The organism is Eubacterium maltosivorans (assembly GCF_002441855.2).
Classification (GTDB): Bacteria; Bacillota; Clostridia; order Eubacteriales; family Eubacteriaceae; genus Eubacterium; species Eubacterium maltosivorans.
In genome coordinates this window covers 4,105,100-4,127,340 of the sequence record NZ_CP029487.1, presented here as the reverse complement: position 1 = coordinate 4,127,340, position 22,241 = coordinate 4,105,100, and the positions used below count along the sequence as shown (strand labels likewise).

22 protein-coding genes are annotated in these 22,241 nt (G+C 47.6%); 7 read left to right on the top strand and 15 right to left on the bottom strand.

Features of this window, described 5'->3' with window-relative positions:
• Positions 1 to 3: 3 nt before the first annotated feature.
• The 3 genes from CPZ25_RS19160 to CPZ25_RS19150 all read left to right on the top strand — a co-directional run bounded on the left by CPZ25_RS19160 (position 4) and on the right by CPZ25_RS19150 (position 3,910).
• A complete protein-coding gene (locus tag CPZ25_RS19160; protein WP_013381745.1) occupies positions 4 to 1,020 on the top strand; it encodes a sensor histidine kinase in 1,017 nt (338 codons plus the stop codon).
• Positions 1,021 to 1,128: 108 nt separating this feature from the next.
• The gene (locus tag CPZ25_RS19155) at positions 1,129 to 1,905 is read left to right on the top strand and encodes an ABC transporter ATP-binding protein (protein WP_013381746.1); all 777 of its coding nucleotides are present in this window, start codon (positions 1,129 to 1,131) and stop codon (positions 1,903 to 1,905) included.
• Positions 1,895 to 3,910 carry an FtsX-like permease family protein gene (locus tag CPZ25_RS19150; protein WP_167495273.1) on the top strand — a complete coding sequence of 672 codons (2,016 nt, stop codon included), beginning with the start codon at positions 1,895 to 1,897 and terminating at the stop codon, positions 3,908 to 3,910. The genes CPZ25_RS19155 and CPZ25_RS19150 overlap by 11 nt, the downstream gene beginning before the upstream one ends.
• A 44-nt stretch (positions 3,911 to 3,954) precedes the next feature.
• On the opposite strand, the gene CPZ25_RS19145 is transcribed toward CPZ25_RS19150, so the two are convergent.
• The 12 genes from CPZ25_RS19145 to lepA all read right to left on the bottom strand — a co-directional run bounded on the left by CPZ25_RS19145 (position 3,955) and on the right by lepA (position 14,316).
• The gene (locus CPZ25_RS19145) at positions 3,955 to 4,848 is read right to left on the bottom strand and encodes a polyprenyl synthetase family protein (protein WP_013381748.1); all 894 of its coding nucleotides are present in this window, start codon (positions 4,846 to 4,848) and stop codon (positions 3,955 to 3,957) included.
• Positions 4,845 to 5,066, bottom strand: a complete 222-nt coding sequence (gene xseB, locus CPZ25_RS19140; RefSeq protein WP_013381749.1) for an exodeoxyribonuclease VII small subunit — start codon at positions 5,064 to 5,066, stop codon at positions 4,845 to 4,847. The genes CPZ25_RS19145 and xseB overlap by 4 nt, the downstream gene beginning before the upstream one ends.
• Positions 5,048 to 6,268 carry an exodeoxyribonuclease VII large subunit gene (gene xseA, locus CPZ25_RS19135; protein ID WP_096920776.1) on the bottom strand — a complete coding sequence of 407 codons (1,221 nt, stop codon included), beginning with the start codon at positions 6,266 to 6,268 and terminating at the stop codon, positions 5,048 to 5,050. Before xseA ends, xseB begins: the two co-directional genes overlap by 19 nt.
• Positions 6,269 to 6,279: 11 nt before the next feature.
• Positions 6,280 to 7,239: a Kae1-like domain-containing protein gene (locus CPZ25_RS19130; RefSeq protein ID WP_096920777.1), complete on the bottom strand. Its 960-nt coding sequence runs from the start codon at positions 7,237 to 7,239 to the stop codon at positions 6,280 to 6,282.
• A 6-nt stretch (positions 7,240 to 7,245) separates the two neighbouring features.
• On the bottom strand, positions 7,246 to 7,692 hold the full coding sequence (gene nusB / locus CPZ25_RS19125; protein WP_167495272.1) for a transcription antitermination factor NusB: 447 nt from the start codon (positions 7,690 to 7,692) through the stop codon (positions 7,246 to 7,248).
• Positions 7,693 to 7,768: 76 nt separating this feature from the next.
• On the bottom strand, positions 7,769 to 8,113 hold the full coding sequence (locus tag CPZ25_RS19120; protein WP_013381753.1) for an Asp23/Gls24 family envelope stress response protein: 345 nt from the start codon (positions 8,111 to 8,113) through the stop codon (positions 7,769 to 7,771).
• A gap of 12 nt (positions 8,114 to 8,125) precedes the next feature.
• Positions 8,126 to 8,587, bottom strand: coding sequence for a CD1247 N-terminal domain-containing protein (locus CPZ25_RS19115; protein ID WP_013381754.1), 462 nt, complete (start codon positions 8,585 to 8,587; stop codon positions 8,126 to 8,128).
• Positions 8,587 to 9,144 carry an elongation factor P gene (gene efp / locus CPZ25_RS19110; RefSeq protein WP_013381755.1) on the bottom strand — a complete coding sequence of 186 codons (558 nt, stop codon included), beginning with the start codon at positions 9,142 to 9,144 and terminating at the stop codon, positions 8,587 to 8,589. The genes CPZ25_RS19115 and efp overlap by 1 nt, the downstream gene beginning before the upstream one ends.
• 105 nt (positions 9,145 to 9,249) lie before the next feature.
• Positions 9,250 to 10,164, bottom strand: a complete 915-nt coding sequence (gene prmC / locus CPZ25_RS19105) for a peptide chain release factor N(5)-glutamine methyltransferase (RefSeq protein WP_090413324.1) — start codon at positions 10,162 to 10,164, stop codon at positions 9,250 to 9,252.
• Complete coding sequence (gene rpmE / locus CPZ25_RS19100) at positions 10,164 to 10,370, bottom strand: 50S ribosomal protein L31 (RefSeq protein WP_013381757.1); 207 nt, start codon at positions 10,368 to 10,370, stop codon at positions 10,164 to 10,166. The genes prmC and rpmE overlap by 1 nt, the downstream gene beginning before the upstream one ends.
• A 104-nt stretch (positions 10,371 to 10,474) precedes the next feature.
• Positions 10,475 to 12,328 (bottom strand): transcription termination factor Rho, encoded by a 1,854-nt coding sequence (gene rho, locus CPZ25_RS19095; RefSeq protein WP_013381758.1) that lies wholly within the window; start codon positions 12,326 to 12,328, stop codon positions 10,475 to 10,477.
• A gap of 182 nt (positions 12,329 to 12,510) precedes the next feature.
• On the bottom strand, positions 12,511 to 14,316 hold the full coding sequence (lepA, locus tag CPZ25_RS19090) for a translation elongation factor 4 (RefSeq protein ID WP_096920778.1): 1,806 nt from the start codon (positions 14,314 to 14,316) through the stop codon (positions 12,511 to 12,513).
• 169 nt (positions 14,317 to 14,485) lie between these two features.
• On the opposite strand from lepA, the gene rpsT reads away from it, so the two are divergent.
• Entirely contained in the window at positions 14,486 to 14,752 is a 267-nt protein-coding gene (gene rpsT / locus CPZ25_RS19085) for a 30S ribosomal protein S20 (RefSeq protein WP_013381760.1), read from the top strand.
• Positions 14,753 to 14,885: 133 nt separating this feature from the next.
• Here the strand turns inward: rpsT and holA are convergent, their stop codons facing one another.
• The 3 genes from holA to CPZ25_RS19070 are packed head-to-tail and all read right to left on the bottom strand — an operon-like array spanning position 14,886 to position 18,993.
• Positions 14,886 to 15,899: a DNA polymerase III subunit delta gene (holA, locus tag CPZ25_RS19080; RefSeq protein ID WP_096920779.1), complete on the bottom strand. Its 1,014-nt coding sequence runs from the start codon at positions 15,897 to 15,899 to the stop codon at positions 14,886 to 14,888.
• A gap of 21 nt (positions 15,900 to 15,920) precedes the next feature.
• Positions 15,921 to 18,236, bottom strand: a complete 2,316-nt coding sequence (locus CPZ25_RS19075; RefSeq protein WP_096920780.1) for a DNA internalization-related competence protein ComEC/Rec2 — start codon at positions 18,234 to 18,236, stop codon at positions 15,921 to 15,923.
• Positions 18,237 to 18,282: 46 nt separating this feature from the next.
• Complete coding sequence (locus tag CPZ25_RS19070) at positions 18,283 to 18,993, bottom strand: MBL fold metallo-hydrolase (protein WP_096920781.1); 711 nt, start codon at positions 18,991 to 18,993, stop codon at positions 18,283 to 18,285.
• A 146-nt stretch (positions 18,994 to 19,139) separates the two neighbouring features.
• On the opposite strand from CPZ25_RS19070, the gene CPZ25_RS19065 reads away from it, so the two are divergent.
• The 3 genes from CPZ25_RS19065 (at position 19,140) to CPZ25_RS19055 (ending at position 22,205) form a co-directional block, all read left to right on the top strand.
• Positions 19,140 to 20,375 (top strand): patatin-like phospholipase family protein, encoded by a 1,236-nt coding sequence (locus tag CPZ25_RS19065; RefSeq protein WP_096920782.1) that lies wholly within the window; start codon positions 19,140 to 19,142, stop codon positions 20,373 to 20,375.
• Entirely contained in the window at positions 20,372 to 21,301 is a 930-nt protein-coding gene (locus CPZ25_RS19060) for an alpha/beta hydrolase (protein WP_096920783.1), read from the top strand. Before CPZ25_RS19065 ends, CPZ25_RS19060 begins: the two co-directional genes overlap by 4 nt.
• Positions 21,302 to 21,428: 127 nt before the next feature.
• Entirely contained in the window at positions 21,429 to 22,205 is a 777-nt protein-coding gene (locus CPZ25_RS19055) for a class II glutamine amidotransferase (protein WP_096920784.1), read from the top strand.
• Positions 22,206 to 22,241: the final 36 nt, after the last annotated feature.

Here is a 22,241-nt window from a genome sequence, read left to right as displayed (position 1 = left end):
CGCATGCGGTTTCTGGATTACGTAAAAGATAAGCTTCTGTTCTTGTCGGTTTCAACAGTTCTGCTGGTTTTTATGGGCTTTAGCCTGGAGCTCCTGCACGTCGATAAAGGCTCCCGCCTTTACCTCCTGCTCGTGCTTTTCTTTGCTTTGTCTCTTGTCTTCTGGGTTGAGTTTTTTATGAAAGCCCACTTTTATAATGACGTCTGTAAAAAACTCAGCCGGCTTGACAAAAAATATCTTCTATCTGAGCTCATCAACCGGCCTTCGCTCAATGAATGCCGCATTCTGTACGAGGTGCTGAAAACCGCTAGCAAGAGCATGAACGATGAAATTGCCGTCTACCGGCGCAGCTCCAATGAATACCGGGAGTACATTGAAACCTGGGTTCACGAGGTCAAGACCCCCATTGCTTCAGCCGAGCTTATCATCGAAAATCATCAGACACCTGTAACACTCTCACTCGGTGAAGAAATCGACCAGATTGAGCGCTATGTGAATCAGGCTCTTTTTTATTCGCGCAGCAGCGGCGTCGAAAAGGACTATGTTATCAAAAAAACGTGTCTTCAGAACCTGGTAAACCCTGTCATACGAAAAACCGCTAAAACTTTCATCCGTCAAAAAATCAAACTTTCCACCAATGGGCTGGAACATGAAGTATTTACCGATCCCAAATGGACGGATTTTATCCTTGGCCAGCTTTTGGACAATTCGCTGAAATACCTGGACTACAGCTCGTCCACCCCGGCCGAGATCACTGTTTCCGGCGCCTGTAATGGCGCTGAGATTCTTCTCTCCATTGCTGACAACGGGATCGGTATCCCGCCAGAGGACATTGACCGGATCTTTGATAAGGGCTTTACAGGCAGCAACGGCCGCCGGGGCAGCGCCAAGGCGACGGGCATTGGCCTCTATCTCTGCAAAAAGCTCTGCCAGAAACTGGGACTTGGCCTGAGTGTCGAATCCGTGTCCGGACGCGGAACAACCGCCACCATTCATTTCCCTGTCCTGGAGCAAATGTGACAAAAATGTAAGCTTTCCGTAAGCAACTTCGATGGTTTGTCAGGCGGCACAGCGGTATACTATGACCATAAAAGATAATACAACCAAAGTGCTTTAAGGAGGTTACTTATGGAAAAAACAACACCGATACTGTCTGTACAGCATATCGAAAAATATTATGGAAATAACGGAAATATCACAAAAGCTGTTGACGACATCAGCTTTAATGTAAACAAGGGCGAATACATTGGTATCATGGGCGCCTCAGGAAGCGGTAAAACCACACTGCTGAACTGCGTGTCTACCATCGACTCCGTGACCGCAGGCCATATTCTGATCCAGGACCGGGACATCACCGAGCTGCGCTCGCGTCAGCTTTCACAGTTTCGGCGGGAACAGCTTGGCTTTATTTTCCAGGATTTCAATCTTTTAGACACCCTGACCGCCTACGAAAATATTGCCCTTGCGCTGACAATTCTCAGGGTACCGGCAGCGACCATCGACAAGCGGGTGCGCAGTGTGGCCAAGCGCCTGCAGATTACCGATATTCTAGAAAAGTACCCCTATCAGATCTCCGGCGGCCAGAAGCAGCGTGTTGCCAGCGCAAGAGCCATCATCACCAAGCCTGCGCTCATTTTGGCCGATGAGCCCACCGGGGCGCTGGATTCCAAATCTGCCCGGATGCTGCTCGAGGCCTTTGACACCCTCAACGAACAGCTTCACGCCACCATCCTTATGGTTACCCATGATGCCTTCACTGCCAGCTACTGCAAACGCATCCTCTTTATAAAGGACGGCAAAATCTTTAACGAACTGATTCGGGGCGATGACAGCCGCAAGGTTTTCTTTAAACGCATTATTGATGTTGTCAGCCTTTTGGGAGGAGGGAACAGCGATGTACTCTAAGCTTGCCTTCCGCAATGTACGGCGCAGCGTCCGGGATTATACCATCTATTTTCTGACTCTGACCTTTGGCGTCTGTGTCTTTTATGTCTTTAACTCCATCGAGTCCCAGCAGGCCATGATGAGCATCAGCTCAAGCGACGAGCAGGCTCTCCAGAGCCTGACAATGATCATGGGCTATGTCTCGGTGTTCATCTCGATTATTCTCGGATTTCTGATCCTTTACGCCAATAAATTCCTGATCAAACGGCGTAAAAAAGAGCTTGGCATCTACATGACCTTGGGCATGGACAAAAGTAAAATGTCCTGGATTTTAATGCTTGAGACCCTTCTGATCGGCATTGTCTCACTGACAGTCGGGCTGATTCTGGGATTCTTCCTTTCCGAAGTTCTGGCCGTCGTAACGGCCAAAATGTTTGAAGCGGCCTTTACGGAGTTTAAATTTGTCTTTTCACCCGCTGCCTGCGGAAAGACCATTCTTTATTTCAGTCTGATTTTTATCATGGTCATGCTGTTTAATACACTGTCCATTTCAAAATACAAGCTCATCGACCTGCTGAGCGCAGATAAGAAAAATGAAACCTTTAAGGTCAAAAAGCTCTGGCATTCTGTCGTTATTTTTACCGCCGCTGTCATTTTTATCAGTGTCGCCTACTACCTGATCATTGACAATGGCCTTATGGACATAGGCCCTCAGTTTGCAGCCGCCCTGGCCTGTGGCTCTGTGGGGACACTGCTGTTCTTCATGTCCTTATCTGGTTTCCTGCTCCGCCTTGTCCAGTCCAATAAAAAGCTGTACCTTAAAGGGCTTAATATGTTCGTTCTCCGCCAGCTCAACAGCAAGATCAATACCACCTTTATTTCAATGACGGTTATCTGCATCATGCTGCTGTTCACCATCGGCACCCTGTCAAGCGGAATCAGCCTGGCCGATGTGCTTACAAGCTCAGCCGAGAAGACCACTCCCTTTGACGCGACCATTACCAGCGGCCCGGAAAACCCTTACCTGGATGACCAGCCGATTTATGCGGATATCGCCGCCGAACTGGCTGCTCAGGGGGTCGACTTGAACCGTTTTGCCGGAGAAACAAGCCAGATCACCTACCATCTCAGCGATGTGCCAAACGCGGTTTTATTTGAGTATTCTACAGAGGGCGTAAAAAACATGCTGACCGGTGAAGCCTTCGAGCGTTTCAAAAAAAACCCAATGCAGGTTGTTTCTCTTTCTGATTTTAACGCCCAAATGAGAGCGCTCGGAAAAGACACCATTACACTAAGCGAGGGACAATTCCGTATCTTTTATGATATGCCCCAGATCACCCCATCTGTGGATACCTTCCTCGAAAACAACGGAAAGGTTACCTTAAACGGAGCCACGCTTGAAAGCGCAGGACCGGCCATTAACTGTACCATTGGCACAAACTTTTCATTTAGCAACAGCGGTACACTCATTGTGTCCGATGCCCTGGCACAAAATCTCCCTTTTGACAGCGCGCAACTCAATATCAATTACAAAGCGCCTGCAGAGGCTTCAAGCGAAATTTTAAACCAGTATGCCGGCCTTCTGACACCACAAAACGGCTTCTTAACCATCACCCGGGAAGAAATGTATGCGCAGGGTACCGCCATGAAAATCACCACCTCCTATGTAGGGATTTACGTGGGTATTATCTTCCTCATTGCCAGCGCTGCCATACTGGCGCTCCAGCAGCTCTCCGAGGCGTCGGACAACACTGAACGCTACGCCTTGCTCCGTAAGATCGGCGCAGAGGACAAAATGATCCGCCACGCTCTTTTTGTTCAGATTGCCATCTATTTCCTGATGCCCCTGGCGCTCGCTGTCATTCACTCCATTGTAGGGCTCAAAGTCGCCAATGATTTTATTGCTTTCTTTGGTCATGTGAATGTCGCGGGAAACACGGGTGTCACCGCGCTGATTCTTGTACTCATTTACGGCGGCTACTTCCTCGCCACCTATTTTGGCAGCAAAAATATGATCAAGGCATAACCAAAAAGAGATGATACGGCATAACGCCGCATCATCTCTTTTTCTTAGTTTTCTCTCTGGCAAATATATTTTGCCATATCCTCTAAAAACGAAGTGTCATGGTCAATGGTTGCCAATGCGTCCAGCGCACCGTTTTCCAGCTCTCGGATTTTTTCCTGTGAGGAAGCCATCCCGTAAAGGGAAACAAAGGTTGATTTGTGGTTCTTTTCATCGCTGCCGACCGGCTTACCCAGCGTTTTTTCATCTCCGGTTACATCCAGAATATCATCGACAATCTGGAAAGCCAGGCCAATTTTTTCGCTGTAGGTCTCCAGGGCGTCGCGTTCCTCACCTGTCACCTTTGCCACGAACCCGCCGCACAGCACTGCTGCTTTCAGCAGAGCACCTGTCTTATGAGCGTGAATGTAATACATTTTTTCCTCATTGATTGCCTCGTTCTCACTGAGAATGTCGCCTGTCTGGCCTCCGATCATACCATTTACGCCAGACGAATGTGCCAGGTAGCTGAGCGCCCGGGTATAATGGAAAGTCTTTGACGGATCTACCGGGATGCCGGCAATGGCTGTTTCCATCGCATAGTTCAAAAGCGCGTCTCCTGCCAGAATAGCCATATTTTCACCGTATACCTTATGGTTAGTCGGCTTCCCGCGGCGCAGATCATCGTTATCCATGGCTGGCAGGTCATCATGTATCAACGAGTAGGTATGAATCATCTCAATGGCACAGGCCAGCGGTTTGACATCTGCAGAATCGCCCCCCAGACAGCGGCAGGTTTCTTTCATCAAAATCGGTCTCAAACGCTTCCCACCCGCAAAAAGACTGTACTTCATGGCACTGACAATAATATCCGGCGTATCAAACTTCCGGTCGAAGCACGCCAGCAGCTCATGATCTGTTTCCTTTACTTTTTCCAATAGGGTTTCTTTAAATGGTTTCATTCCTCTGTTTCTCCTTCATAAGGCATTTCCTGATTATCGGCTGTCAAGATCGTGACCTTTTCTTCAACGCCGTCCAAATCACTGCCGCACTCCTTTACCAGCTTCATGCCCTCTTCAAAAAGGGCCAGTGACTTTTCAAGATCCAGATCATTCTGCTCTAAAGCCTCTGCAATGGTCTCGAGCCGGGTAATTTTTGTTTTTAATTTTTTGGTTGCCATTCAGCCCCCTCCTTTATCACAGAAACGATGACCTCGCCATCGTGGAATTTTAATTTCATGGTTCCCGCGGCCTCAGCCTCAGCAGCTGAGCGTACAAGACCGCCGGATTTATCCTCAGCCAGAACATAACCACGTTTCAGCACTCCCAGCGGATTCAGAGCATCCAGCCTCCTGGATACTGACTCCACCCTGCTGCGCTGCCGCTCAATTTCAAACCGCATGCCTCTCAGCATACGGTCCTGGAGCGCGTCCAGGTATAAGCGCATATCCGCCACCTGATTTTCCGGCCCGCTTCTCAAAAGCCGGGCAGCAGCCTGTGTCAGTGCCATACGGTTTTTTTCAATATGGCGGTTCATCGCTTTGAGCAGACGGGATTTCAGCTGGGTTAACGTCCCTGCCCATTCTAACAGGTTCTCAGCTACCAGTTCACCAGCTACAGACGGTGTTGGCGCACGCATGTCCGCCACAAAATCCGCAATGGTAAAATCCGTTTCGTGCCCTACTGCTGAAATAACGGGGAGCTGCGAGGCATGGATCGCTTCGCTCACAATTTCCTCATTAAAGGCCCACAAGTCTTCCATGGACCCGCCGCCACGTCCGATAATAATCACATCTGCGTTGCCAAGACGGTTAAAGGTTTCGATCCCTCTCGCAATCTCTTCTGCCGCGCCGTCTCCCTGCACAAGGGCCCCGTAGATGACAATATGAATCCGAGGGTTTCTCCGCCGGATGACTGAGATCATATCGCGGATCGCCGCCCCAGTAGGCGAGGTAACAATCCCCACTCTGCGGATATACTCTGGCAGGGGCTTTTTCTGCTCTGTGTCCAGCCACCCCAATGCCTGATATTTTTCCTTCAGCTGCTCAAAGGCCTTGTAAAGCGCGCCAACTCCCTGGGGCTCCATAGAGCGCACGTAAATCTGGTACTGGCCGTTGCGTTCAAAAACCGAAATGCCACCCTTGATTGTGATCTTCATCCCTTCCTCTGGCCGGAATTTCAGATTCTGCACATTATTGCGGAACATAACGCAGGCAATACGGCTTTGACTGTCTTTTAAAGAAAAATATACATGGCCTGAGGAATGAAACTTCAGATTGGAAATTTCTCCCTCTACCATAAGGTTTTTCAACACACTGTTTCCATCCAGCATGGTTTTAATAAAATGATTGACTTCTGTAACGCTAAGCGCCCGGGTAATCATAGGAACCCCCTTTATGTCATGGTTTCAATCCCCAGCAACGCGTTTCCGGCGGCATTGTCGGTCGCGTAGCAGGGTTTCGTAAAGTGCAGGCGCAGATGCCTGCGGCTCAGCTCTTTCTCGATAAGTCCCCGGATGATCTGATTTGACATAACACCGCCTGAAAACAGAACATCCCGTACACCATAAGTGGCAGCCGCCAGCGCTATGGCCTTCGATAATGTCTTGGCGATACAGCGGTGGAGCCCATAGGCTACCTCCTCCGGCGCTGTCCCCGAGTCCAGAAGTGCTGCCGCTTTGTTTTCCTGCCCCGAAAAGTGAAAGTTCATTTTATCAACGTTTGACGGTATCACACAGCTGCGCTCTACTGCTTGCAGCGCCAGCTGCTCCAGCGCCTTGCCGGCAGGAAAAGCGTAACCCAGGCGTACACCCACCCGGTCGATGAGCTGTCCGGCATTCAGGTCCAGGGTCGCCCCCGCTATTTTACAATCATACCCGCTTTTCCTTGAGTTTACCAACAGTATCTCAGAGGTGCCTCCAGAAAAATGCGTTGCCAAAAGTGGAAAATGGAGTTCTTCCGGTTTCATTCCGCTGCCGTAAATGGCGCTGCGGATATGATTCTCCTGATGGCTCACCGCAAAGGCAGGAATCCCAAACAGACTGCCAATGGTTTTTCCCCATCCAATGCCTGCGCGAAAAACCGGCATGTACGAATCCTCCAGAGGACGCGGCCGGTCCGAGTAACACACCACCTGCAACCGCTCCCGCATTTTCAAATTTTCAGGAATGCTCTCAAAAAGCACCGGCAGGTTTTTAACATGCTGATACAGGGCTTCTGACTGGCGCAGCCCGCGTCCGCCGGGCTTTACCTGAAGCAGAAGCCCTTTTTCATAAACCACTTCGCCATCAGCATCAGCGACGGCAATGGAGGTTGTGTAATTACTGGTGTCAATTCCCAGAGATAGACCATCCATGTTCCATCAATCCTTTGAAAGCTCGTCTGCGTGCTCGACCGCCACTCTATTGAGAATACCATTGATATAGGTTTTGCTTTCTTCTGAGGCGTATTTTTTGGCCAGCTCTACTGCCTCGTTAATCGCTACCTCTTTTGGCACCTTGGTGTATAAAAGCTCGGTAACGCCCAGACGCAGGATGGCCTTTTCCATTTTCGGCACACGGCTGAAATCCCAGGTTTCCTTTAAATGGCTGGCGATCAGCGCATCAATAGCCCCTTGATTTTCAAGAGCAGCATCGATGACCTTCTTCGCATAGCCGCCTGTCATACCTGACACTTCATCTTCAGGGTCACCCTGCCCCGCCAGCTCAAAAAAATTTTTGAGGCTGGTATCCAGCTCTGCATCCTCCGCGTGAAAATCAATCTGGAAAATCCCGCGCAGAGCCAGTTCTCTCTCTTCTTTTCGATTCATTTTTCGACTCATAGTTACCTCTATCTCACAGTATAAAAGGCCGCAAGAATACTCTCACAGCCTTTTGAATGCTTTTTTAATATTTTCCGCTGCCTTCCACGTGAACATTAACCTGCGCCACCTGATTGCCGGTCATAATCTCAACAGATTCTTTGACCTTAATCTGGGTTTTTCTGGCAATCTGGGGAATGTCAATTCCCAGCTCTGTAATCACATGCACGTCGATATGATAGCCATCTTCCTGGCGCACAACCTTTACGCCCTTAGAAACAGCAGAAGGATAAATCATATCCAATATTTCATCAGACATACGCATAAACATTTTGTCGATGCCGTCCACCCCCAGCGCAGCCAGATTCGCAATCGAACAGACCATTTCGTTAGAGATTTCCTGAGGGTTTAATTTTTGGTTTTCATCCATTTTATACACCACCTATTCGTGATGATGTCCGCACTGACACCCTTCGCCATGGGTTAATTCTTCAACGACTTTTTCTTCCAGATGAAACTGTTCGCCACATTCAGGGCAAAACACTTCATCATCGTCAAAGGCTTCGAAATCGGTAATATAGACTGTTCCGCATTTTGGACATACAACTTCATAATAATCGTCGTCATCGTCAAAATCTACATCATCAAAATCATCGTATTCCTCATCCCAGTCTTCATCCAGAATGAATTCCTCAAGCTCGGTCAGGTCGTCATCAATCATTTCCGCGTAATCTTCCAGCTCATCCTGAGCCTCTGCCAGACCCTCCAGCGCATCGGTCATATCGCCCAATACGTCGATAATCCGGTCAAGCACCTTACCTTCCTTTGTCGTAAGGTCTAACTCAAGGCCTTCTACCAGGCCTTCAATAAAGGCTACCTTTTCACGGATATATTTCATATGCATTATACACGTTCCATGTATTCACCCGTTCTGGTGTCTACACGAATCGTATCTCCTTCTTCTACAAATAAAGGAACGGTAATAACCGCACCCGTTTCCAAAGTTGCCGGTTTATTGGCGCCAGTAGCGGTATCGCCCTTGAAGCCCGGTTCGGTTTTGGTAATGAGCAGTTCAACAAAGTTTGGAGCCGCTACTGAGAAAGCTTCTCCTTTGAAGAAACGGATGGTTGCGTTGTCGTTTTCTTTTAAGAACTTCAGCGCATCTTCAACCTGATCGTAGTTCAGCGGAATCTGTTCATAGGTTTCAAGATCCATAAAATAGTACAGATCGCCATCTGCGTACAGATACTGCATTTCTTTTGTGTCAATATGGGCTTTCGGGAATTTTTCAGTTGGGCTGAATGTTTTTTCTACAACTGCTCCAGTCAGAACATTTCTGATTTTAGTACGAACGAAAGCGGCACCCTTTCCTGGTTTTACATGCTGGAATTCCACAATCATGAAAACACTTCCATCCATTTCAAAGGTCACGCCTTTTTTAAATTCACCTGCTGATATCATCTATAAAATACCTCCAAATATTAAATCCTGTTTCTTAGTCATATAGCTTCTTTTATTCTATCATAAAAGTTTTTGAACTTCAAATTCAACTTCAATTTTTTGTTTTTATTCTTTCCAAGCGACAACTCCGCGCACCGCTCCTGTCAGGTCAGGGACCATCGTTATGGCGCCAAAGCCCTGTGCTTCAAGAAGCTCCGCGACTCTTACCTCCTGGGCATTGCCAACCTCAAGAACAATCGCGCCGCCTTTTCTTAAGTAAGGGCCCGCTTCCCCCGCAATACGCTCATAGAGATCATATCCTGTCACACCGCCTGAAAGCGCCAGCATTGGCTCATAATCCACAATATCTCTTTGCAGCGTTGGGATAATGCCATCAGGAATATAAGGCGGATTGGATACAATCAGGTCAAAAGGCTCTGTTTTCGAAAGGCCTTTAAAAAGATCGCTCTCTACCATCGTAATGTTTGAAAAGCCTAAATTCCGGGCGTTTTCTGCTGCCACCTTCAGCGCTCTGCCCGAAATATCCGTGAGGGTAACCACCGCACTTGGGTCAAAAAATTTCAGTGAGAGGCCGATCGCACCGCTTCCCGTACACAAATCAAGCACACGCGGCTTTCCGGTATCCTGCTTGATCTGTGGAATTACCCTTTCGAGAATCGCCTCTACCAGTGATTCCGTATCCGGCCTCGGAATAAGCACATCTGGCGAAACATGAAAAACCAATCCCATAAATTCTTTTTCACCGGTGATGTAAGCCACTGGTTCAAGGAGCGCCCGACGGTCAATGCGGCTGCGGTACTCCTCGGCGTCTTCAAAACTTACCGCCTTTTGAGGGTCACTGTAAAAAGTGATACGCGCACAGTTCAGCACTGATGCCAAAAGCACCTCGGCATCCAGCCTTGGGCTTACAGACCCGCACTGCGCAAGCCTTGTACTCCCCGCTTCTATGAGTTCTTTAATAGTATTCATCCTGTTTTTCACAATAAAAAAGCCGGTTACCAGGAACCGACTTTCATTCATTATTCGCCTTTTTTGCCGTATTTTCTGTTGAATCGTTCTACACGACCACCTGTATCTACTAATTTCTGTTTACCAGTAAAGAAAGGATGGCAAGCTGAACAGATTTCAACCTTCAGTTCCGGTTTAACAGAACCTGTTTCAAATGTATTACCACATGCGCATTTAACAACGGATTTACCGTATTCTGGGTGGATACCTTTTTTCATCGAATTCACCTCATTTCGTTCTCGTATTTATATATATTGATACATATATTTTTTTCAACTAAGTTAGTATAACAGATTCTCTGTAAAAATGCAAGTTTATTTTCTCAGGATTTAGATTTTTGAAGGATCTTTTTAAGAAAATCCTCATTATCGGTTGTGCGTTCAAGGGTATTGATAATTTTGTCTGTCAGCTGCACAGGGCTGTTGCCTGCGTACAGTTTACGGATCTGGTAACTGACTTTCAGCTCATCGGGTGTCAGCAGCTTTTCTTCACGGCGCGTACCGGATTTGTTCAGGTTGATAGCCGGGAATATCCGGCGTTCAGCCAGCTCACGTTCAAGGTGCAGTTCCATATTGCCTGTGCCCTTGAACTCTTCAAAAATAATGTCGTCCATCCGGCTCCCTGTATCCACCAGCGCAGTTGCCAGTATGGTCAGGCTGCCGCCGCCTTCAATATTTCTGGCAGAGCCAAAAAACTTTTTAGGAAAGTACAGCGATTCCGGGTCAAGTCCACCGGTCAGGGTCCTCCCTGACGGCTCGACAACCAGATTATTGCCGCGGGTCAAGCGCGTCAGACTGTCCACCAGCACAACAACGTCCTTTCCCTGTTCAACAAGCCTTTTTCCCCGCTCCAGCACAATTTCCGCCACACGGATATGATTTTCGGGCGGCTGGTCAAAGGTAGAGTAGGCAATATCTGCGTCGATGGAACGCTTCATGTCGGTTACTTCCTCAGGGCGTTCATCCACCAGTAAAATAATCAGCTCAATTTCCGGGTGGTTGGAACGGATTCCCTGGGCAATTTCTTTAAGCAGCGTTGTTTTACCAGCCTTCGGCGGCGCCACGATCATCCCCCTCTGCCCTTTTCCCATAGGTGAAAAGATATCGATGATACGCGTTGATACAATGTCTCTGTCTGTTTCAAGGGTAATTCGTTCTTCGGGAAATACTGGCGTCAGGCGTTCAAACCGGGGACGGCTTGCGATCTTTTCAGGAATATCACCGTTGACTGTTTCGACATACAGCAGCGCATCAAACTTTTCCCCTTCGTTGGGCATACGGATTTTACCCACGATTTTATCGCCGGTCCGCAGATTAAAACGGCGGATCTGGTTAGGCGCGACATAGATATCATTGTCACCGGAGGTGTAGTTGTTCATTCTCAAAAAACCAAAACCATCGGAATTTAAGTCTAAAATCCCTTCCTGCGAGTTCTTAAAACGGTCAAGATTTTTTTTATCATCAGCATAGAGCATACTGTTGATTTTATTGATGATGTCTGAGGTCTGTGTTCCGTTAACCATCTCTAAAAAGAGCATGGCCGCGTATTTCTCGCCCGGTTTTGCCTTCCGCACCTTTCCCCCGACAATATCGCCCGTTTCCAGCTTAAACTTCTGGATCTGCGAGCCTGAAACATAGACCCATTCCTGCTGGGATTTCATTTCCGGAGTCTTTATAAAACCAAACCCCTCCGGCAGTACTTCCAGAGGGCCGGCCATTTCAATACTGTCTTCAATATTGTCTTTGATTTTTGCATAGCGGTGATTATTGTAATTGTTATGGTTGTTATGATGCTGTTTTTCCATCGGCTGGGGCAGCGCACTGCGCTCCTGTTTAGACTTATCTACCAGAGCCCGGTCATTCGCTTTTGTCTCATTCTTTTCCTTAACAGCCGTTTTTCCTTCATTTTTTTTATCGGCAGATTTCCGTTCATCCGCCTTTTTATCGCTGTTTTTAGGCGCTTGTTTTTCGGCCTTTTCCGTTTCATTCTTCTTTTGAGCCGCTTCTTTTGGGGATGGCTCCTCTGTCCTTTTAACCGTTTCTGATTTTTGACTGGCTGCTGTAATCATATCGATAAGCTCCTGCTTTTTCTTTTTGCTCAGTCCGGTAAAGCCTAAACGCTCCGCCTCTTTGCGCAGATCGGCCACAGTCAGCTTTTCAAGATTTGTCGTATCCAATAGATTCCTCCAGAATGTGAAATTTGATTGCAAAACTTATAAATGTAGATTTAAAAGTAAAGATAGATAGTTATGATTACTAATTTTAGCATATCTGTCAGAAAAATACAATAAAAATAAAAACCGCCGGAAAAGCCGTGAAAATCGGCTTTGCCATAGCGGTATAATCATTGCTTTTTCGCCTATGAATCCAGTTTCAGTACTGCCATAAAGGCCTCCTGCGGTACCTCTACGCTGCCCACCTGACGCATACGTTTTTTCCCTTCCTTCTGCTTTTCCAAAAGCTTGCGCTTACGGCTGATATCCCCACCATAACATTTGGCTAAAACGTCCTTGCGCAGCGCGCTTAGAGTTTCCCGGGCAATAATTTTATTGCCGATGGCGGCCTGAATTGGAATTTCAAACATTTGTCTTGGGATGGATTCCTTAAGTTTTTTGGTAATAGCCCGTCCACGGCCCACGGCCTTTTCTTCATGGACGATAAAGGATAAGGCGTCCACCAGCTCGCCGTTTAACAGAATATCCAGTTTCACCAGCTTCGCCGGGCGGTATTCCTTGATCTCATAATCCAGAGAAGCATAGCCGCGGGTTCTTGATTTAAGGGCGTCGAAAAAATCATAGATAATTTCATTGAGCGGCAGCTCATAATGCAGGGACACACGTGTTTCCTCGATATAATCCATATTGATATAGGTGCCCCGCCGTTCCTGGCAAAGCTCCATCACAGCGCCCAGATACTCAGACGGGACCATGATTGTCGCGTCCACAATTGGCTCTTCCATGGTGTCAATTTCAACTGGGTCCGGAAGATTGGTGGGATTGTCCACCCAAAGCTCTGTACCGTCTGTTTTGATAACCTTGTAGATAACACTTGGCGCAGTGGTAACCAGATCCAGGTTAAATTCACGCTCCAGCCGCTCCTGAATAATCTCCATGTGCAAAAGCCCCAGGAAGCCGCACCGGAATCCAAAACCAAGGGCAATGGAGGTTTCCGGCTCATAAAGCAGCGATGCGTCATTGAGCTGCAGCTTGGCTAAAGCTTCCTTCAAGTCCTCGTAACGGGCACCATCCGCAGGATATATCCCGCAGAATACCATTGACGTTACTTTTTTATAGCCTGGAAGTGGCTCAGCCGCAGGGCGGTCTGCTGCAGTAATAGTATCCCCGACGCGGGTATCACGCACATTTTTAATCCCGGCGTTCACATACCCGACATCACCCGCGGACAGCTCGTCCACTGGCAGCAGTCCCTTGGCAAAAATCCCGACCTCATCCACCTCAAAATCCTTGCCAATGGCCATCATTCGGATCTTCATGCCAGCCTTGATCTTTCCCTGAACCACGCGCACTGAAGCGATAACCCCGCGGTACTGGTCATAGTAAGAGTCAAAAATCAATGCCTGGAGCGGTGCGTCCGAATCCCCGCCTGGCGCTGGAACATCGCTGACAACGGCCTCCAGCACATCCTGAATATTGATTCCCGCCTTTGCAGAAATAAGCGGCGCATTCTCTGCGTCCAGTCCAATTACATTTTCAATTTCTGCCTTCACCTCATCAGGACGGGCACTTGCCAGGTCAATTTTATTGATAACAGGCACCACTTCTAAATCGTTATCCAGTGCCAGGTACACATTCGCAATCGTCTGGGCTTCAATCCCCTGGGACGCGTCCACCACCAGAATAGCCCCCTCACAGGCTGCCAGGCTTCGGGATACCTCATAGTTGAAATCCACATGACCCGGTGTGTCAATGAGATTTAAGATATACTCCTCGCCATCCTTGGCATTGTAAATAAGCCGTACTGCCTGCAGCTTGATGGTGATCCCGCGTTCTCTCTCAATATCCATGTTATCGAGAATCTGGTCTTCCATATCTCTTTTGCTCAAAAGTCCCGTTTCTTCAATCAAACGGTCAGCCAGTGTCGATTTGCCATGATCGATATGGGCAATAATCGAAAAGTTTCGGGTTCTTTCCTGTTTTGTTAACAAAGTAATTCCTCCAATGTGTAAGTCTATTCGATAAAACACGCTATGTGTCCATTATTTTTATGCTACAGATTATTCTATCAAGAAAAAATTTTTTTGTCACGTTTTTTGTTGTAAATTTATTTTCAATGTGTTACAATCAATACGTTATAAATAAATGAGGAGGTACTCCATGGCTAACATTAAATCAGCTATTAAGAGAGCTAAAACAAACGAAAAGGCAAGATTGCGCAACAAAGCGGTAAAAACAAATTTAAAGACAACCATCAAAAAATTTGATGCTGCAGTTGCAGAAGGCGATCAGGCCAAAGCAGAAGAAGCTTTTCGCTTAGCAGTTAAAAAACTGGATATGGCCGTTACTAAACATGTCATCCACAAAAATGCTGCTTCCAGAAAGAAAAGTACTTTAGCAAGAGCCTTAAACGGAATGACCGAATAACCTCATTGTTTATATATTCCCAAATTAAAACCCGTGTCTCAAGGGTGGGCGCACAGTTGTTAGTGCGCTTTTTCTATTTTTTGAGAGCTAAAGTGGAAGATGCGGCAGAACGCCGTATCTTCTCCCCAGCGCATTAAAGCTTGAGTACAAACCATTCCAGACCAAACTCAGGGTCAATCTGTCCTGTTTTCATTTTAAGATCCAGCTCTGCCGCCTCGATCATGGTACGCTTAAGGCCTGCCACCCGGTAGCGCCGGCCATTCTGTAATACCTTCTTAACCACGAAAGGCGCCAGCTTTGCCTCCTTGGCAATGGTGTCCGAAGACATGCGTTTCTCAGAGAGCAGCTTGACCATCAGCATCATACGAATTTGCCTCAGCAGGAGTCCAAAAACGCCAAAGGGGCCTTCTCCCTCAAGATAAAACTGATTAAGCATTTTAAGCGCCGCGCCCTTATTGCCGCCCATGGCATAATCGACCATCTTAAACACATTATCCTCAACCGATTTGGGCATGACCGTCTCTATATCCTCCAGGGTAATGGCGTCACGTTCCCCTACATAGTCAATGATTTTATTCAGCTCGTTATCAACCATTTCCATATTTTTATTATCATTTTCAAGATACAGAGTATCCATGACAAACTGCTCCACTACCCTCTGGCTTGTCCGTTTGCCTGCCAGCTTAAGCCGGCGGCCAATCCATTTTTCCAGATCAATTTTATTCAGCTTGTCATAATCCACAATGGCTCCCTGTTCCTTAAGGGTTTTATATACCTTCTTACGCTTGTCCGGACTGCTGTCACAGAGAATAAGCACCGTACTGCCAGATGGTCTTTCAATGTATTTGTTCAGAGCTTCCACGGTTTTCTTATCGCTTGTCTTCGTCAGGCCTGCGCTTTCGCGCACAATAACCACCCTTTTTTCACTCATAAGCGGCAGCGTCTCGCACACAGACAATATCTCTGATATATCTGGATTTTTGTCCTCAAACACCGCCAGATTCAACTGCTCCAAGCCAGGCGCGATCACCGTTTCTACAAGAGTGTGCTCAACCATATTCCCGATGTACTGCTCCGGCCCCGCAAAAAGATACACTGGTCGCACCTCCTTCTGCTTGATGGCCTTCATTAGTTCCTGATATTTCATGTTAACCTCTTATCCGTTATTTTAATCTTTATCGATATAGCTTCGTACGCTTAAATTTTTTCCATCTGTCCATACTTCCACTGCGCCGTTTTTATCCGTTCTTTTACAGACTGCGCCGGATACCTCAATATTTTCAAGCACCTCGTTGGTCGGATGTCCAAAACTATTATAACGGCCAACCGAGATTACAGCAAGGGATGGATTAAGCTTTTTTAAAAACTCCGGCGACGTGGAAAACCGGCTGCCGTGATGGCCTACTTTCAGGACGTCCGTTTCATGCAGGCCGCGAACAATGGCTTCCTCAGCCTGGAAACCGGCGTCACCTGTAAAGAGGAAGGATCGGCTTCCATAGCATAAACGCAGCAGCATGGACACGTCATTTTGCTCCTCGTCTGCCAGCGCTTCTCTTTTACTTTCCGGCCACAACACCTCAAAAGATAAGCCATCGCCGCTTTCCAGTGTGCTGCCTTTTGCGAGAACCTCTACGGGTATTTTATTCTGGCTTAATAGCGCTTCATTATTATATTTACTGGAAACATAAATCCGCCCCACAGGAATTTCGGTGAGAAGCTCCTCAATCCCCTGTGCATGGTCCGCATGATTATGTGAGATAAAAACCCCGTCAATCCGCTGGATGCTTTTGGCGTACAGCGCAGGCAGCAGAACACTTTCAGAGATAGGTACACGCTCCTTCCGGGGGGCATTGCCATAGTTTTCGTATCCCCCGCCATCAATAAGGTACACACCTCCAGATGGTGTCTCAACGAGTGCACTGTCGCCCTGTCCCACATCTAAAAATGTTACCTTCAAAGGCTGACGAACCAGCGATGTGCCAAAAATGACCAGAAGCAGCAGTGGAAAAGATATCCCAACAAAATACCGGGCAGATTTTTTGTTCAAATTAAAATACCCGGCGAGCAGAAGGGCAGCAAGAACCAGTATCAGAAGTTCTGCCAGAGTCATGGCGCCTCGATGCAGAACCAGCCAGCTAAATTTTGAAAAAAAATTTGTTAAGAATAGAACACAATCCGCTATAAAGGCTGTCGGCAGGCAAAAAAGCCCGCCTGCTGCCGGAATAAAAGCCGTAAGTGGCACTGTAATTAAAGCAAAAACCAGCAAAACACCCACAAGAGGGATGATCAGCAAATTAGAAACCAGCGCTACCAGATTCAGGGTATGAAAATGGTAAAGGCTGGCTGGCATGGTACCCAGGGTGGCACAAAAGGTCAAAAGCAGATTGGATGCCATCGCTCCCGGTGCTTTAATGTGCCGCTCATATTCATACAACAATGGTTTGTAAAATAAAATAATCGCCAGCACAGCAGAAAAGGAAAGCTGAAAGCCTGCCATAAAGAGCTGAACCGGCTGAAATAAGAGTATAACAATACCGGCCAGACACAATCCGTTTAGCGCATCATAGGTTTCCGCCATTCCCCTGCCGCCAACCAGTGCCAGGCACATCAGCGCAGCCCGGATGACCGACGGGCTGAAGCCTGTCAGTGTAATATAAAACAGCAGGCAGGCCGCCAAAACAGGTAAGTGGTAACGGCGCCGCACACCGAGGAGAGCCAGAATCCAAAGCACCAGAACGTACACATAGCCCACATGCAGGCCGGATATAGCCAGCACATGGGAAACTCCCGCCTCCCGAAAGGATGCCTTTACCTCGTCATCCATAGTACTATCGCCCAGCAGGATTCCCTTAATTAAGCCACTCTGGGGCGGCGTGAAAAACTGGTCGCAAACTTCTGATAAATGCTGTCTCATCCTATAAACAGCGTATATGGGGCTGGATGAGCCCGGCTTCACTGTGACAGCCTCTCTGTTTTTCAGATAAACCTGTCCGCCGATCCCCTTTGCCTTTAAATAAAGCGCATAGTCAAAACCGCCCGGATTCCGCCTTCCGGCCGGCTCACTGATTTCACCGTCAAAGCTTAAAGCAGCTCCCGGCGTGTAGTTTACACTATTCTCCGCTACTGTAACCATCACCTTTCCTGAAACAGGCATGTGATTAATTTCCTGAAGCTTCAGTACAAACCGGGTCTTTTCCCCTTCATGTGAGGGGACACTGTCCACCATGCCCGAAAGCGCTACCAAGTGGTCCCAAAAATCCTCAAAAGGATTTTCGTTTCCAAATACTGGAATAGCGGCGGCACACCCCAGTATGTAAACTGCCAACACCAGCACTACGCTTACAGGTCTTACTTTTTTAAAGATCAGCGGTAAAGGCAGCAAAGCCACCGGCAAAAGGACATAAAGAAAAAAGGGCGCCCCAAATCCGGCCAGCAGGATTGCGCAGCACAGTGCTGCGAATGCATAAATCAGTGGTCGTTTCATTGGGCCCCCTTATCAGTTTATTTATTTTTCCGCTCTCAGCAAGTGATCAAATCGTAAAGTTCGCCATGATTTCAGCCTTGGACAAACGTCCGTTAAAGCGTCCATTTCCAATCTCGTAGTAACGCTGTGGTGAAATCTCAGGACTAAAATGTGTGAGGATAAGCCGGCGGACTCCTGCGTTATTAGCGTTCTGAATCGCTTTCTCCATTGACAGGTGAATCGCAGAATCCGCATCATCCAGAAAAGCAGAGTCACACAGCAGCACGTCCACGCCTTTTGTAAATTCCTCCAGCGCCTGACACATAGCCGTATCGCCAGTATACATAAAAGTAGATCTCCCATCATAAGCCTTGATCGCAAAATCTTTAAGCGGATGGCGCATTTCCATAAAGCTGAAGGTCATACCGCCAATTTCCAGCCTCAGATCTTCAGTGATCGGCATAATATCAAAAACGTTTTTATAGGCCAGACGGTCAAATTCCTTATCAGGGCTGTCTGGGGCATAAAGGGGAATCGTCATTCCCCGCATCTCAAGGGCATAGCGCAGCACAAACAAATCCGAAACGTGGTCTGGGTGAAGATGGGAACAGATTACCGCAGTAATATCCTCGATGTCACAAATGGTTCGAAGGTTTGCCAGTGTACCGTTGCCCATGTCAAGCACTACCTTGGCGTCTCCGTTTTCAAGTAAGTAGCCCGAGCAGGCACCGCCTGCTTTTGGGTAGGGTCCTGTATTGCCTAATACGGTCAATTTCATTTTTAAAAACCTCCATTTTTTCGTTGATTAAAGTTCATTTTAATGGTTAAATGATATAGTAATATAGTTATTATACACTATATTTACAGATTATCCCACGATAATCCAATCTTTTTAAATACATTGACATCAAAAGGAGGTTCAACATGAATAAACCGGGCTTGGTTTTGTCTGGCGGCGGAAGCCGCGGCTCCTATCAAATCGGGGCTTACCGGGCATTGAGAGATAACGGCATCGAGATCTGCGCCGTTGTGGGTACCTCCATCGGAGCCATAAACGGGGCCTATATTGCCCAGGGCGATCTTGATCTCGCCTGCGATGTCTGGGAGCATATTGACTACCATACCGTTTTCGCCGAAACCAGAGGGTTGCTGATGGATGTAGAGCCCCTGCACACACTTCTAAATGAAACCATCGACGAAGACGCCGTAAGACACTCCCCCATCCGTTACGGGCTCACCACCTACAATTTAAGTGATATGAAAATGGAATACCTTTTTATTGAGGATATTCCACAGGGCAAGCTGGTTGACTTTATTATGGCCAGCTCCAATGTCCCCATTTTTAAGAGAGTGGTTATCGACAATAAGCGTTACCTCGACGGCGGTGTCTACGACCCGCTGCCGCGCAAAATGCTTTACGACGCAGGCTGCCATGACATGATCACAATCATGATTGATATCAATCCCATAAGTGCATCGGACCGTATAAAATACGAAAATCTCGTGGAGCTTCGTATTACCCACTCTGCCGACCTCGGCCATTTTTTGAGCGTGGACCCGGTTGTCATCAGGCAAAACTACGACATGGGCTACTACGATGCGCTGCGGGCCCTGAGCCAGTATGAGGGTGGTTATTATTACCTTATTCCTAAAAACTACCGTTCCGTCCCCCTGGCCCGGGCTTTTAATAAAAGGGATATCCGTCCACTGGTACAGGACAGAACAGCCCGTTCCATTTTAAATGGCAGTATGACCTTAAGACGGCTGCTTATCCATCTCACCCTGACCCGGTACTGGAAATCTAATTACACAATGACCTGGAATGAGCTTTTTACAGCCTGTGCCGAGCTTACAGGTGAGCTTTTAGCCATTCCAAGGTACAACGCCCTTACACTGTATGAGCTCATCAAGCAAATACTCGACAGTACGGATTTTATAAAAGCCTCTGACAGCTTCCAGAAGCATGACCATGCCTCCCTGGGAGAGGTCATTTTCACAGGGCAGACAGAGTTCATCCGCAGGGAATACGCAGCGGTGGCTCTGGCCGAAAATCATCCGGCAATTACAGCGCTGCTGCCAGCGCTTATTCTGGCAGTACCCGATGTGGTCATTGCAGCCATGTTCCTAAAAGTCATCAAAAACAGAAGGAGAAACCAATGATAAGACTCGATCCCCAAAATTTTGAAGCCTCCGACGGCGCCCGGATATACTATTACAGCACTCCACGCAATTTAGATACCAAAGCCGTCCTTATAATTGTCCACGGAATGGCAGAGCATGCCATCCGCTATACCGAATTCGCTGATTTTCTTTACCGGCGAGGCGTTATCGTCTACGCCATCGACCAACGTGGACACGGTATGACTGGAACCTTCGACGGCACCCTGGGCTATTTTGACGATGTAGACGGCTGGCAGCGCATTGTCGAAGATATCAACGAGCTTACCGAACGTGTCCGTGAGGAAAACCCGGATTTGCCCTTGTTCATTCTTGGTCACAGTATGGGCTCTGTCGTTACACGCACCTGCCTGATTGATTTTGGCGGCCTGTTTCAGGGTGGTGTTATTGTCGGAACCACCATGGGGGTGAGCAAGGCTGTTCGGTCGTTGGGCAAGGCTATCGCCAAGGCAGAAATCGCCAAATACGGCCCTACTCATCCCTCTGAGCGGCTGACACAAATGTCCTTTGGCAGTTATAATAAAAAATTTGCCCCTAACCGTACCGAGTACGACTGGCTCTCCGTCAATGCGCTGAATGTAGACACTTACTTAAAAGATCCGCTGTGCGGCTTTACCTGCACCTCAGCTTTTTTCTATGACCTTTTTACCGGTCTGGACTACGCCAATGATCCTCGCAATATTTTCAGAATGCCCGCCGATCTTCCTATTTATCTGATTTCTGGCGGCAGCGACCCTGTCAGCAATATGGGTAAGGAGGTCCGTGCACTATACCAGCGTTTTAAAAAAGCGGATATGAAAGATGTTTCCATAACGCTGTATCCCGGCAAACGGCACGAAGTCCTGAACGAGACTAATCGGCGTGAGGTTTATCAGGATATCCTGAGCTTTATACAAAAGCATTTTTAAGAGGCTTCGGCCTCTTTTTTATTGGTCTTCAGGCAAACCAGCTTGACATTTTCATTCATTCATACTAAAATACATATTAATCATACTTGTTTTGTAAATTTAATATAGATTCAGAAAGGATAACATCATGTGCGAACTTTATGGAATTACCGGGGACATCCCAGTACGTGCCAACGACATGCTTAAAGAATTTTACACCCACAGCCATAAGCATCCCCACGGATGGGGTATGCGTTATTTTAACAAAGACGGCGCTGTTTCCATGTGTAAAGAAGCCGTTGGCGCGCACGACAGTCTGCTGCTTCCAGGACTGCTCAACCATGATATCAGAACCTCTGTGCTCATTGCCCATATTCGATTTGCAACCATCGGGTCCATTGCCAAAAGCAACAGTCACCCTTTTACCGCCCGGGACAGCAGCGGACGGGAGTGGACGCTGGCTCACAATGGCAATATTTACTCTGGCATGGAACTGCTTCCTTATCTGGATACTCAGGCCGGTGAAACCGACAGTGAACGCGTGCTGCTCTACCTGACCGACGCCATGAGCAAAGCCTTCAACGACGCGGGCTGTCCTCTGGACGCGGTTCAGCGGGCAGCTCTGCTCGATGAGAAGATTACCGCCATCGCTAAACGCAACAAGCTTAACCTGCTCGTCTACGACGGTGAGGTTTATTACATACATACAAATATTATTGACACTCTGTACTCCGCTAAAAAATCCAGTCATATCTGTTTTTCCACCCACCCTCTTTCTCAAGAGGGTTACTGCTGGAAAAAGGTACCCATGGCCCGCCTCTTTGCCTATAAGGGAAATCAGCTTATCTACTCCGGACAAAGCCACGGCCACGTGTTTAAGCCTGCAAAACTTCCAGAAAATGATCGGGGAAGCTTTGTAATTTAAAAAGCCTGCCGAACTTAAAATTCGGCAGGCTTTTGT